The organism is Photorhabdus noenieputensis, assembly GCF_018448935.1.
Classification (GTDB): domain Bacteria; phylum Pseudomonadota; class Gammaproteobacteria; order Enterobacterales; family Enterobacteriaceae; genus Photorhabdus; species Photorhabdus noenieputensis.
In genome coordinates this window covers 1-13,601 of the sequence record NZ_RCWC01000016.1, presented here as the reverse complement: position 1 = coordinate 13,601, position 13,601 = coordinate 1, and the positions used below count along the sequence as shown (strand labels likewise).

The following is a 13,601-nucleotide window of genomic DNA, read 5'->3' as shown; positions in this document are numbered from 1 at the left end:
TTTACATCACAATAAATGTTAATAATATGTTATGATCAGGTTATTGACAAAGTTATAATTTTTCACCCCGCAATTTGCTTTAATTAAGATCCGTTCACCAAATGGGGCTTGCCGCCATGTTAAGAACACCCCCTCTCCAGACTTTCCCACCAGAAACGTTCTTGTTTGACGAGCTGGTCCTTAAAAATCATTTGGTCCGTCAAGTCAATGTCGTCATTGATTTCGAATTTATCCGCGAATTAGTAGTTCCATTGTATTGCCACAATAATGGCTGACCGGCTATTGATCCAGTTATGTTGCTCAAGATGATGTTACTGGACTATTTTTATTTGGTATTTCCAGTGAACGCTGTCTGGTACAGGAAATTCAGGTTAATGTGGCTTACCATTGGTTTCTGCGCCTCGGACTGACAGAGAAGGTCCCCGATTCCTCAACCCTGAGTCAGAAATGTCGTCGTCGTTTCAGTCACAGCGAGGTCTTCCGGCAAATTTTTTACAACATTGTTGAGTAAGCGATTGCCAAGAGATTGGTCGGTGGACGGGTACTCTGTACTGACAGCACCTGTCTGAAAACCAGTGTCAATCGGCACAAATCAAGGAACGAACAGCGAGCTGTGCCCCCCTGTACTTATTAAAGCAGTATCATGGGCACCATTAGGCCCGTTTTTGTGGGTTGCTGAAAGTGAAAATACAATGCCTTTTGGTAGCAACAGTTCAAAATATCAAGCAGATAGAGTTGCTGATAACAAGGCTTTATTATTTTTATCTGTGGATGGGAGGATATTCAGTGTAGTAGGGTCAAAAATGGCATTTGGGTTAGTGTTCAGACCAGCTTAGTGAGAAAAAATGGACACAGCATTTTTCATAATGAAAAAACAAACCTCATTATCTTGAATGGGATTTGTCAGCGGTCTGTAAAGTAGTTCACTTTTTTTATCTTTCCGACCAGGAATATGACATAAAAGGGTTTATTGATAAATTTGAAGAAAATAGCAAATTTTTATGCAATGTTTTTTCTGCGATTGTGGGATTGCATATTAAAAGAATTTTTCTAAAAGAGCTTGAAGAGAATTATGAAATAGAACCTGAATTTTATAATTCACGAATTTATTTATCAGCAGAAAAATATGGTAATATAATTGATTCTTTTTATCCGCGTTTTTATTTCACTTGTCAAAAAGAGTTAGTTGTAAATTTACATAGAAAGGTCTTTAGAGTTGAAAAAAAAGTGAACTCATACAATGTGGGTTCATATAATACAGAAGAAATTCAATTGTTATTTAGAACTAAAGAAAATAATTTTCAGGTAACAGATAATATCAATACCAATGAACACTCTAAGAAAAAATTCATGCGATTTATGAAAGGATATCGAAATAGTAAAAATTATGTTCAAAACTTGATTATACAAAAAATAAAAGAACTATTAAATCATGCTGAGATCTCTTTTAGTGAAAGATATTTTAAAGCTGATTATGTCCTCCATGATTTTATCACGGTTAATAAAAATTTATTGCATCCTCTGGTATTAATAGATGCCAGAATTACAAAGGATTTTGCTGATAGTAAATCCAAAATGTTTTTGGAAAAAGAGATTAAGGAAGTATTTGAACTAAAAGAATTAACTTATTCCTCTGCTAAAGATTTTAATGCATTGGATAAAAATAAAAACTATTTAGTTCTCAATTCATTGGATGATGGCGCTAAAACCAGTATATTGGTCAAAGGTGAAATTAAAAACACGACATGGGATGCATTTAAGCATATTGGAGAAAAAGGAATAGAAGATGCTGAATTGGATTACTATTCGGAATTGAAATACTATAGGTTTAAAGCGCAAGTTGAAACAGTTATTCAGGGTATAGATTTAGATAATAATATTGTGGAAAACGATAAGGAGACCGGCCTGGAAAAACTGAGCAATAAAATACGTACAAAATCCAAAAGATCAAGAGTGAACTTTGGCTAAAAGAGAGAGTTTTCAAAGAGAAAAAAATTGAAAATATTGACCTTCCTGATTTAGAGATAACTCTTGTGTATATTAGGATTCCAGAAGAATATAAGAAAAATAAGGAAATACTGGCTTCAATAGTTGGTATTAATATTCATAATAAAACGCTTTTCATCAATGAGCATGCACTTGTAAAGAGTAAGACGGCCCTTGAGGAAAAATGCGAATTTATGAAGAAAATATCAAGTCTTTATAATGATTCTTTTTATTTATTTGATAATGTTGAAGAAATTTTTCTTGGCCGATATCACTCGGATAGAATTCCCAGGATCATCGGTAATCAGAAAATAGATAATATTGAGTATGCTTTGGAAGATGAAAATTTAGTAAATAGGGTATGTAATCCGATTGAAACAGTTTTGCCCTATTACTTAGCGCCTAAACAGAATAGCCAGTATGAACATATTTATCTTCAACCGAGGGGAGATGACTTATTGTATTTTGTATCACCATGTAATTCACCTAATCAAACGATTGCAAAAGAGAACTTAATTTACAATATTCTGACTATGGATAAAGAAGGCAAACAGATAAACGCTATGGAACAAAATATCACATCTATTTTCCTACGTTCTTTTACCAACGATATATTAAGGTTAAGGGAAGTCAGTAAAAGCTCTTTATTTGAGAAAATAGCTAAGATATACATTGAAAACTAGGTGGAAATTAAAAGATTTTCTCCGAAAAAGCGGAAGGATTACACCGGCGGCACCGAGGTTATGCTAAAAGTCACGGTGCCAAATAAAGTTGCCTGCTAATTCTCCCAGGGATTGATCACGTTCACACCAGCTGCCTCGAACGGGCTAACATCTCGTGTGGCAACTATCATGCCATTTGCGGCGGCAGTTGCAGCGATATATCCATCGGCCACGCTGATTGCCAAACCGGCGATCCGGGCTTTTGCCATAAGTTCACCATAAGATTGTGACGCTGACATGTCGAATGATAATACACGTCCTGTGAACAAGGGTAATACCTGCTTTTCCAGGTTCTCCTGCAATTTATCGCGGCGTTTCCCTATGGGCAGTGAAGCCAAACCAAAGCGCAGTTCGGCTACGGTTATTGCCGACAGATATAGGGTTTCAATCGGTTGTGCGTCTAGCCACTTAATAACACGTGATTCAGGAGCCTGACGCAGTGGTTCCGAAATCACGTTAGTATCCAGTATAATCATTTAAAATTCATTGGGTTAGCAGGGGTTTTGTCACGTATTTGCTCAATGGCTGTAAACTCCTCATCGGTTAACTTGGATTGGCGGCCAATCTCAGCTAGCATCGATCCTAACTTGATCCGACCTTCGGCTTTTACGGCTTCTTCCAGAATGGCGCGTACTTCGGCTTCAGCACTGCGGCCATGAATAGCAGCACGTACTCGTAAAGCACGGTGTACTTCATCAGGGATGTTCCTGACAGTCATCATTGCCATAATTCATCTCCTATATTTGCATACAATGCATTCAATATAATAAAATGAATACAGATTGGCAAGCAACCTCATAGATAAACGGGAGAGGGCCTTCGAGTTAAACGGAAACGTGTTTTATTCACATAGTTTATGAAGTTTTTCCTGTTTTCTGTGACTTCCATTTAATTAGGAAAAAAGTGATGAGTTATTTTCAAAAGGATTTTTACCATCATCAGCTAGCCTCTGAAAAATCTTAGTGTTTATATATCCCTGAACTGATTCAAAACATTTAACAGGATTAACCGGATTTTAAAAATGCTTTAAAAAATGGGTTTTGATCTTAATACCATCAGTTGATCTGTTACCTTCTATGGTTTTAAACCTGAAAAATAAAATACAGGAAAAGGAAAAACGAGGAAACTGAATGACAATTTAATGAAAATGGGGAGGATAAATGGGGGATATAAAACGTAAATACCATTCATTAAATCTTTTCTAGCGATCGTAAAATCCTTTTTATCGGTGGCTTATTTACTGCCATAACCATTTAAAAGCACGAATACAGAGAGATTAAATTTTTATATAACAGATTTATTTAACATAATAAATGCCACTTTTTAGCAGAGCGATTAATGACATTTAATCGAAATCCATTAACCATTAACGGCAAGTTAAAAAGAAATCAGCACGATAGGGAAAGTTTTTAATGAACTGAAAATTAGATATTTTCTCACCGTCATTTTAAGACTTAAGCTATAAAAATAATGCAATAAAAAAGAGATAAAACGGTTAATTTGGCAGGATTTAAGCTTTTTTAAAAAAGAGGGGCTATCCGAGAAAACATCAAGGGATATTTTTAATATCGTCAGGCTATTTACTGGCTGATTTATAAAAACCACTCAGGATTACCAGTAAAATAGAGCCAGTAAAAATAAAATGCAGAGAGGATAAAAATAATGGTTAAAACCTTATGCCGATTAAAACCGGAGATTAAAAAATGACTTTTAATAGTGGTTTAAAACCTGCCCATCATAAATCTTTTAGTGAAAAATAAGAAAAAATGGGTTTTGTTAATATTCATATTCCTGGAAAAAAGGTAGATAAACATATGAATAATTTAATCAAACAATCTATTTTCTCAAAGGAACCGACTTTAATAACGTTTTTAAATGGTATAAACTTTGCCATAAACCAGTTAAATAATCGGTAATAAAAAAGTTCAAGTGAATGATTTAACAGAATACAAGTCTGGTTAATTGTGGTGTTATTGTTTTTCATTTATTATGTAAAACTGTAAAATACGCTGGATTAAACGGCTTTACATTGTTTTAATCAGTCTAGCCTACGATTTGATTTAAACTATGCTGCTTTTTATGTCTTTAATGTGAACTGGGATTAAAATCAATTAACGCACATCATATTCAAAGATATTAAAACAATAAACTAATGTAATAAATTCAATTAATTCATGAAACTATTTTTAGATTAAAAAGAGTGATTTTTTATAAAATAAATCACACCCATAAACATATGTTTATCAAGTCAAATAGAATTTCATCAAACCGATACAGTGGATCTATTTAATTGATATTTGAACAGAACAAGTCTGATGTTTGATAATATTAACTAACTCGTGGCTCTGCTATGCATAGCCTCATAACAAGAAATTGTGATAAATGTATCACTATTTTGGAAAGTTATTTAATTTTCTTCAGAGAAATAATATGAAATATAGAAATACTTACAATTGCCATTACAACATTTAAGAATGTCCAATAACACTTACTTGATGGAGAGAATATATGCTACTTGAAAATATGTTTGAACTACTCAACGAAGCAGAAAAAGATGACGATCAAATTAACAAAATAGACATATCAGGAGAATGGTAAAACCAGCGTGGGTCTAGGATAATAATTTATCCATATGATCTGTCTACGACACCTGATGTAAGCTTATTCACAGGCCGATATTCCAGTAAAGTTGATAATACTGGTAATCCTACTCCTAGTAGTATTAATGGTAATGTTACAGGTCAAATCAAAGGAGATCTCATCATTTTTACTGTAAATTGGGATAAATACACTTCATTAACTACATGGGTAGGTCAATATAATCCTAGTGTTTTAGATGATAATTATCAAATACTTATGAAAGATAAACCAGAAAAAATAGTAGATCTAATCACTACCTTGTGGATGATGACTAGCCATACTAGTTCCTATACAGTAACAAAAAATTCAGAAAAAGTAGATTTAAAAGATTTAAAATTAGAAAAAGTATCTTCGAGGAAAGCAGTAATGAACTCCGGGACTGATACATTTTTCCGCAAAGCTAAAGATTAAAATCAAATTATTTTCTTCATAACCCCGTTATCATACGGGGTTTTATTACTTTCAATGTAGTGAAACATATTTAATCGCTAAAAAAATCAATGTTTCATTCCGACTATGGAAGAAAATAATTTTCTAATTAAATAAAACCATTTTGCCATTATTTATATAATAAATTACTCTACATAATATATATTTATCAGCGTGTCATTAGATTATAAATCCATATATATCAGCAAATTAATTTTCTTCAACAAAACAACACGAAAGATAAAAGATATGAATTATACTTATAATTGTCATTAAGACACCAAAAAAAGTTCAATCATACTTAGTGGAGAGGACCTATGTTACTTGAAGAAATAATTAGAAAATCTGTCGCTACAAAGAGAATGATCGGCTTAGATAACATAGATAGTAACAATGCAGACATATCGGGAAAATGGGCTAACGAACTTGGTTCTACAATAGAAATTATACAACCAAATAAAAGCGCATTTTTTACAGGTAAATATACTAGCGCTGTAAGCGCAGGAGGAGATTCAACAACAGGAAGTATCACAGGGAACATATGTGGAAACCTCATTGTCTTTCTTGTGAATTGGGATGAATATGCTGCGATAACTTCATGGGTAGGTCAAATTGATATAAATTCACCTTTCATTGTAACAACGCAGCCAACAACGGCCAAAAATAGTTTTCCAGAAAAAATTACTACCTTATGGATGATGACCAGTAGGCCTGATGATATTAAAGACCAATGGGCATCAATAAACTCAGGAACTGATACATTCCATAGAATAAACAAATAAAACTTAATCTCCCCGCCGCCGTGCGTTGAGGAATACTCAGAAAAAATGGGGCAGGCATGACGTGATGTAATCTACTGATAGCGCCAATAATTTCAGCGAAATCACTGCCATGCCTGTTCGTCAAGCTACTGTCGTGTTGACCAGAGGGGCATCACTGACATTGACTAGAAGTGGGCGATTTTTGCCGGGGCGGACTCAGGTTAAAAACAAAATAAAACGTGTAGATCGTCTGTTGGGGAGTGCGTCACTTCATAATGATATTCCCTTGATTTTTAACCGTATTATCTCGGTGTTAACCTGACAACTCTCCTTGGGCGTGACTGGGGTGGATATCCCTTCTGTACAGTCACGCTGTCGCCACTGAGCGTGGTGTCTGTGTCTGGCGTTCATGCACCTCATCGTGGGTTTCGACGGAGGATTTGGAGAGTAAGCCTTTACTGGTCTGTTTGCTGTGTTCTACCAGGTCTGATGAAGCAGTACCCACTACTTCTTCACGGAGAACTTCCCCTTACTTGTTGGGAGTCCAACTTTCGGGGGCAGTTCACTTGGCTTGGGATTCTCCATTAATCAAATTTCAATGAATATGCTTTAACAAAATCATTGTAAGTTTCATGTAGATGATAAAAATTTGCATCAGGTTCAGTTTTTAATACCTGATATCTCCCTACCAATTTCTCAAAAAGCCCCTCAGGTACAGGATATGGTTTAGGTTCATTTTGTGCGCAATAGAAGTAGAACAATGCCTTTTCTAATTCGGGAATAGACAATGCTTCAGTTTTATTGAGCAAGTAATCAAAAGCATCTTGCCAATTGGACTCCGATAACATCAAAAAATCCAAAGCAGTAGATTTGACTGGCTCACTATGCAAAAGATTTACGTTTAGAATTTCTATACAAAAATTCAAACAACATTCAGAATCTTTCAATAACAACTCGCCTAAATAATCTATCGCGTCGTCAGAAGGATCTTCGTATGAATTTGCATTCACATAGCCATGTTCAAGATAACTATTTAATCCTGCAATCAATTCAATAAGTTTTATTCTTGCTGTCATTTGAAAGTTCCTGTTTGAACAGTCGCTAACCTCTTCGAACCATCAGGCAAAATTGTCCAAGTTGCATAAACTCTAACCTCACCATTATTTCCTGAAATAACGACAGACGTTTTTCGGTTTTCAGGTGTAACGCTTTTTGCTGAATCCAGCAGTTTATCTATTATCATATGGTTATTAACTTTAGTATCAGGAAGACCTGCATTATTTAGCACCTTATTCATTTCTTGAGAACGCTCAACATTGTGAATTTTCTTCTCCAAAATAGATAAATTCGCCTTATTTTCTGGATTCTTAGCAAATTCCTTCTGGCTTTTAATTCTTAACTCTTTCAATGCATTGTATTCTTTTTTGAGCGCATCAAGATCACCCGCTGCTTTACCTCGCATATAAAGTTCGACTTTATCAACTGGTATCTTGGCATCACCTTTTACCGCAGTGATATGTTCTTTTCCATGCATATCCGGTAATGTTTTGATTTCAAACTTTTCATCTACATTTTTTACAAGTTGGTTATTAGGTAATGACTTCCCATCAAATTTACCTGTCGGATGTTCAACATTCGTTACCGTGCCTTGATTCTTCGGACTGTATTTCCCTTCGCCCACACTCCAGTTGCTGCCTTTCGCTATTTTATCCAGCGCTGAGCTATTTTCGGGTTTTACTGCCGATGATGTCCCTTTATTGGACTTCCCTGCCCCATTGAGTTCAGTCAACCCCTCAACAGCCCCTAACAATGCCCCTATCCCCATATTATATTTATAACGTTCCTGATCATTCGTCACAGGCTCAAGCTGCGCAATCGAATAATCAACCAACGCCTGACATTGGGCATTACAATCCGCTGCGTTTCGTTTCGCTTTTAATGCCGCCAGTTCCTTTTTCTGGTCATTCATGGAGATATTGGTTGTTTCCGCGAGTGCTTGGTTCTCCGCATCCTTTTGTTTCAACGCATCGAGTAACCGGGCTTTTTCATCCTCGGTTTTGGCTTTCGACGATTTATCCAGGTATTCCTCGATATCTTTCACGCTCAGATAGTTATTCTCAATCGCATTCTTCCTAGCCTGGGCCCCGGTGACGGCGCTGCCGGTGGAGTCACCGGCAATGCCGCCTGCCAGCCCTGCTGCCAGGGTAGAAAGAGTGCTGATGGTCTGTTTTTCCTCTTCACTTAAGTCACTGACTTTAGCATTTTCCCCGTGAATATGCTTCATCAGTTCTCGGGCGGCCAGTTCACCGCCCGCCGCTCCTGCCGCACCCGCCAGCGCATTGTTACCACTGACTTCGGCGGCCACTGCCCCCAGAATGGCATGGGCCAGGGTATTGGTGACGACATCGACCTTGTGAGTTTTCGGGTCGGTAGTCAGGTCTTTAATCACTCCGGCCAGGTAAGGGGAAGCGCCGCCTGCCAGTGCCTGACCAATATTTCCGCCCGCGAGTCCCTGAATGGCCGCGGTAGCCGCCTGTAAAGCGGTGTGGTATTTCCCACCGGTGCCCAGGCCAGACTCATTCAATGCCTGGTTATAGGCGGTTTTGTAAATCTGGTCTTTAATGAGTTCCGGGGTGATGTCGGTTTTACCTTTATCCTTCAGTACTTTTATGGCCGCTTCTCTATCCGGATTACTGATATTCTCCAGTTTGGCGTGGGCCGCTTTGGTGGCGATAATTGCTCCTTCAGTACTGGCGATGTCAATCACCTGCGCACTGATTTCGCCAATCAGTTGGGCCTGTTTCAGCCGTTGTTGCTCTTTCTCTTTGTCAAAGATAGGACTGAGAGCATTATTGGCGTGGTCGGTATCCCGGCTCAGGGTGGTGATATCCTGTTGCTGGTTGTCTTTATCCCGGATAATCAGGGTGCCGTCGCTGACCGCGGCGTGAGTGGTGCTTTGGTCATGGCCTTCCCGGTTAACGCCGCCCAGGGTATTGGCTGCCAGATTACTGAGGAACATGCCGCCTGCTGAGCCACCTGTGCTGATATTCACGCTGTGGTGTTCGGTTTTAAAATCCGCTTTGTTTTTGATATCGCCAAAGCCGAGAGTGCCGGTATCGAGGGTGTTTTTGTCTTTGTCTGCGGTACTGGCGATGACCGCGCCGTCAAGCTGGGTGTGTTCCCCCACTGTCACTTGATAGCCGCCTTGGCCGGCGAACAGTCCGGTCTGCTCCTGTACGGAGTCAAAGTTGCTGTGGATTTTGTCGCGGCTGGCGCTGAGGTTCAATGAACCGCCCGGTTGTGGACCGAGAGTAACACTGACACCGGCACTGACGTTCTGCTGCTTCATATCGTAGCGGTTGCTGTCCTGCTCGCTGCTGAGCGTCAGGTGGCGTTTGACGTCGGCGGTAATCTGTTCGCCGCTGACCTGAGCGCCTTTGAGCGAGGCATCCCGGCCGGCGTTGAGGGTGACGGTTTGCCCCGCATCCAGCGTAGTTTCGTTATGGCTGACGCCGTTGCCACTTTCACTGCCTTTACCGCGGTTAGTGCTGGCGGAGAGGTTGATACCCGTGCCCCCCGGTCCGGCAGTGAAACCGATGCTCAGTGAGCTGCCGCGACTGCTGTTTTTGCCGGTGGTCTGTTCGGTGTTCTGACTGGATGAGAGCTGGATATCCCGGCTGGCATTGAGTTGCAGGTCTTTGCCCGCCTGCAACTGGCCGCCCTGAATGCGGATATCGCCGTTCTGGTCTGGTGTGCCGGAAGCGGTGAGGGTGAGATTATCCCCAGTCATCAGGCTGCTGCCCTGTTGAGTGGTCTGGTGCTGTTTCAGCTCTGACCGGGAGGACTGGCTGCCGTAGGAGAGGTTGACGCCCACCAGATTGTTGTTGGCTTTGTCGCCACCGCCTTTAGCGTCGGCCAGTCGGGCAGCCTGGACTGCCTGTATCCCGTTAAGGGCGGCTTTGGTGCCCTGTAAGGCTTTGATACGGCTGTCACTTTCATTGTTAGCGGCTTGAACCGTTTGAACAGCGGAATTCAGGGCCCCGCCTGCGGTGCCGGACAGCGCTACGGTCAGGCCGCTTTGTTTCTGTTCGGTTTTGGTGATGGCGGTGTGACTGTTTTCCGCGCTGGTGATGTTAATGTTTTGACCGGAAAGTTGCATATCTTGGCCCGCCACGACATCACTGCCGTGAATGTTGAGCTGTTTTCCGGCGCTGAATGTCACACTGCCCTGGCTGCTGCCCACCGTGCTGCCTTTGTTGAGGTTGCTGTCGATATCGGTAGTGGATTTTTGGCTGGCTTTGCCGACGGAGAAGCCGATACCGCCGGTGCCCATCAGACCGGATTTTTTCTCTTGTTTGAAGTGCGTTTCATGACGGGCTTCATCAGCGGTGGTGATGGTGAGCTGATTGCCTGCGGCCAGATTAACATCCTGAGTGCCTGCCACGTTACTGCCGATGATGTTGAGGTCATTCCCGGCTTGTACGGTCACGCTGTCGCCGCTGAGCGTGGTGCTCTGTGCCCGGCGTTCATGCACTTCGTCGTGGGTTTCGACGGAGGATTTGGAGAGTAAGCCTTTACTGGTCTGTTTGCTGTGTTCTACCAGGTCTGATGAAGCGGTATCCACTTAAATGTGAGCGGATGCTTCCTGTACTTCTTCATGCAGAACTTCCCCCTACTTGTTGGATGTCCAACTTTCGGAGGGCAGTTCATTCAGGCTGGGATCTGTAATTAACATTTATATTTGAACTAGAATTAATTTCAAATCGGTTCTTTCGATATTAAAAATTCCTTTTCAAACAATGAATAACGACTATCCAATAATTCCTTAGTAAAATCATCTTCAGATACCAATTCATCATAGCGTTTCTTAACATTAGTAATAAGTTCCGCTGAAAAATGATCTCTGAATGGTGTATTGCTATATTCAAATAGTCCAATCATGGCTGCTCCTAATACAGGAGCAGCCAGACTTAAGACATTTTTTCGAACATAATTAAGGCTATATTCTTTGTTTAAATCAAATAAATGTAAAAGACATCCCGAATCAAGGAAAGCATCACCTACCTTTGGAGATTCTAAAATAAGCTTACAATATTGTTCACATAATGCCTCATCAACAGCGAATAAATTGATAAGTGCCTCAGACGCCTCATCTTCAGGATTATCAAAAGAATGAATATCAAGATAACCATTCTCTATATAGCTATCTAATTGTTTTTTTAACTTATTTGCATCTTTTTTCATCACTTTGGTTCCTTAAATCTTCCGGTTGTCACTGTAGAAAGACGTTTTGATCCATCAGGTAGAATTGTCCATACTGCTTTTATGCGAACAGATTCATCATTGCCATTTCTGCTTTTCAATACGATAGAAGTCCAACGATTTTCTGGTGTAGCCGTTTTCGCTGAATCGAGCAATTTATTCATTATCAATGTGTTATTTTCTTTCGTGTCATGAACACCTATTATCTCTAAATCTTTAGCCATCGTACGAGAACGACCAATGCCTTCTATATGCTTCTGAATTTTCTTCAATTCGTCTGCCTTAGAGGGGTCTTTAGCAAAAGCTCTTTGGTTATCTCTTTTCTCATTTATCAAGACCATTTCACGAGCTTTTAGAGCTTCTAAATCTCCAGCAGCCTTACCTCGCAACCATGACTCAATTTTGCTAACAGGAATGCTAGCATCACCTTTTATGGCAGTAATATGCTCTTTACCGTGCATATCAGGAAGTGACTTAATTTCAAAAGTCTTATTCGCATGTTTTACATTTTGGGTATTAGGTGCTTTTGACTCCCCATTTCTAGCATTACCCTGTTGATTTGTAGATGAGTTAGTCCCTTTTGCCTCTGCATTTCCAGTCTGGTTATGCGGTGTTTGCGCGGTTTCCGTACCCGAATGATTCCCCGGTTTAGTAGCAGATTCTGGGGTATCTTGTGACCGAGGCTTCTTCCCGGCTATCCCCAGCCCAATCATCCCGTTGCTGCCCACTTTCGGCATTACACCAAACTGCTCTGCGAACTCCTTGCCTTCAACAACTTTCTTTACCACATCTGGTAGCGACTGGTAAATCGCCTGGGCACTTTCCGTATTCTCCGCCTGTACAAAGCGGTTTAACTGCGCCATCTCCTCGCTACTGAGGCTAGAGAAGAATGAAGTCCGGTTCAGGCCACTGGCAGCGTCTGTTCCCGAGTTCATCATTTCCCAAACAGACACCACACAGCCCGGATTATGGGAACAGTCATCTGCCACGCCTTCCTGACGGTTTTTCTCGCTACGCTCCTTAAACTTGTCGTAAATTGTCTGCTTGTTTGCGCCAGTCTTTTCTGCTTCCAGGAGTTCTTCTTTCAGTTCGTAGACATCTTTGGCCGTCAGGAAGTTGTTCTCCACAACAACGCATTCCATTGCGACGTTGATTACCGGACACCGATTTTCCCAATGCCCTCAGTCAGTTACCACCCGTTTTTTCCAATGTGCGTTCACCGCCGGACCCAAAACCCCCTGACGCGCTTTTCGCCTCCAAAGGCCGGTTTTTCCCGCCGTGCCATTGTCAGTGTCGCGCCTTTTTCGGCAACGGGCGAACGTCGCCCAACTTGCTTGGGCGGCGGACGCCCGTTCTGCGGGCGCGGGCGGCACAGAGCCCGCAAGCGGCGCCCCTGCGACGCTCTGAGGCACTGTGGCTTCGGTTTGCGTATGACCTTGCATGACCACGCGGTTTTGTTTTGTTCAGGGAAGCCCCAGGGGGCTGCACGGGGCGGAGATGGCGAGCACGGGAATGAGCAAGGAGCCTGCGACTGCGAGCCGGGCGCAGCCAGTGCAGCGGGGTTGGGGCGGGGGGAAGTAAATAACGGAGGCCGTCAGGCCGACCTGCCTTCAGGGTTGTTGGCCGGACGTTGGCACGGCAGCTAAAGAAGAACACGGGTTTTTGCCGATGGCCGGCTCAGCGGCTGACAGCAGAAGGCGTCAGCCTTGTGCGCCACACCCTTCGATGCTAACCCGCGGGGGCGCAAGACATAATGCCAATTATACGCATTAAGCCGCTCATCAATGCTCAGGCGGTTGCC

General features: G+C 41.3%; 10 protein-coding genes and 3 pseudogenes. 6 read left to right on the top strand and 7 right to left on the bottom strand.

Annotated elements, in window-relative coordinates:
* Positions 1-116: 116 nt before the first annotated feature.
* From EAE91_RS12285 to EAE91_RS12275, 3 genes and pseudogenes are all read left to right on the top strand, one after another.
* Positions 117-631 (top strand): annotated as a pseudogene (locus EAE91_RS12285) (transposase); the annotation flags it as partial.
* A 269-nt stretch (positions 632-900) separates the two neighbouring features.
* The gene (locus EAE91_RS12280; protein WP_214088744.1) at positions 901-1,968 is read left to right on the top strand and encodes a hypothetical protein; all 1,068 of its coding nucleotides are present in this window, start codon (positions 901-903) and stop codon (positions 1,966-1,968) included.
* A gap of 65 nt (positions 1,969-2,033) precedes the next feature.
* Complete coding sequence (locus EAE91_RS12275; RefSeq protein ID WP_214088743.1) at positions 2,034-2,669, top strand: hypothetical protein; 636 nt, start codon at positions 2,034-2,036, stop codon at positions 2,667-2,669.
* Between the two features lie 95 nt (positions 2,670-2,764).
* On the opposite strand, the gene EAE91_RS12270 is transcribed toward EAE91_RS12275, so the two are convergent.
* The gene (locus EAE91_RS12270) at positions 2,765-3,184 is read right to left on the bottom strand and encodes a type II toxin-antitoxin system VapC family toxin (protein WP_214088742.1); all 420 of its coding nucleotides are present in this window, start codon (positions 3,182-3,184) and stop codon (positions 2,765-2,767) included.
* A complete protein-coding gene (locus tag EAE91_RS12265) occupies positions 3,181-3,435 on the bottom strand; it encodes a FitA-like ribbon-helix-helix domain-containing protein (RefSeq protein ID WP_214088741.1) in 255 nt (84 codons plus the stop codon). Before EAE91_RS12265 ends, EAE91_RS12270 begins: the two co-directional genes overlap by 4 nt.
* Positions 3,436-5,318: 1,883 nt before the next feature.
* Here EAE91_RS12265 and EAE91_RS12260 point away from each other — a divergent pair.
* The 3 genes and pseudogenes from EAE91_RS12260 to EAE91_RS12250 all read left to right on the top strand — a co-directional run.
* Positions 5,319-5,759 (top strand): annotated as a pseudogene (locus tag EAE91_RS12260) (avidin/streptavidin family protein); the annotation flags it as partial.
* A 335-nt stretch (positions 5,760-6,094) separates the two neighbouring features.
* Positions 6,095-6,559: an avidin/streptavidin family protein gene (locus EAE91_RS12255; protein ID WP_214088740.1), complete on the top strand. Its 465-nt coding sequence runs from the start codon at positions 6,095-6,097 to the stop codon at positions 6,557-6,559.
* Between the two features lie 109 nt (positions 6,560-6,668).
* Entirely contained in the window at positions 6,669-6,860 is a 192-nt protein-coding gene (locus EAE91_RS12250; protein WP_376744766.1) for a hypothetical protein, read from the top strand.
* A 45-nt stretch (positions 6,861-6,905) separates the two neighbouring features.
* Here EAE91_RS12250 and EAE91_RS12245 read toward each other — a convergent pair whose 3' ends face one another.
* The 5 genes and pseudogenes from EAE91_RS12245 to EAE91_RS12225 all read right to left on the bottom strand — a co-directional run bounded on the left by EAE91_RS12245 (position 6,906) and on the right by EAE91_RS12225 (position 12,942).
* On the bottom strand, positions 6,906-7,043 hold the full coding sequence (locus tag EAE91_RS12245) for a hypothetical protein (RefSeq protein ID WP_214088739.1): 138 nt from the start codon (positions 7,041-7,043) through the stop codon (positions 6,906-6,908).
* 79 nt (positions 7,044-7,122) lie between these two features.
* A complete protein-coding gene (locus EAE91_RS12240) occupies positions 7,123-7,614 on the bottom strand; it encodes a hypothetical protein (RefSeq protein WP_214088738.1) in 492 nt (163 codons plus the stop codon).
* Positions 7,615-8,636: 1,022 nt separating this feature from the next.
* A pseudogene (locus EAE91_RS12235) lies at positions 8,637-11,156 on the bottom strand (hemagglutinin repeat-containing protein); the annotation flags it as partial.
* A 140-nt stretch (positions 11,157-11,296) separates the two neighbouring features.
* The gene (locus EAE91_RS12230) at positions 11,297-11,782 is read right to left on the bottom strand and encodes a hypothetical protein (RefSeq protein WP_214088737.1); all 486 of its coding nucleotides are present in this window, start codon (positions 11,780-11,782) and stop codon (positions 11,297-11,299) included.
* Positions 11,782-12,942, bottom strand: coding sequence for a hypothetical protein (locus EAE91_RS12225; RefSeq protein ID WP_214088736.1), 1,161 nt, complete (start codon positions 12,940-12,942; stop codon positions 11,782-11,784). Before EAE91_RS12225 ends, EAE91_RS12230 begins: the two co-directional genes overlap by 1 nt.
* Between the last annotated feature and the right edge of the window lie 659 nt (positions 12,943-13,601).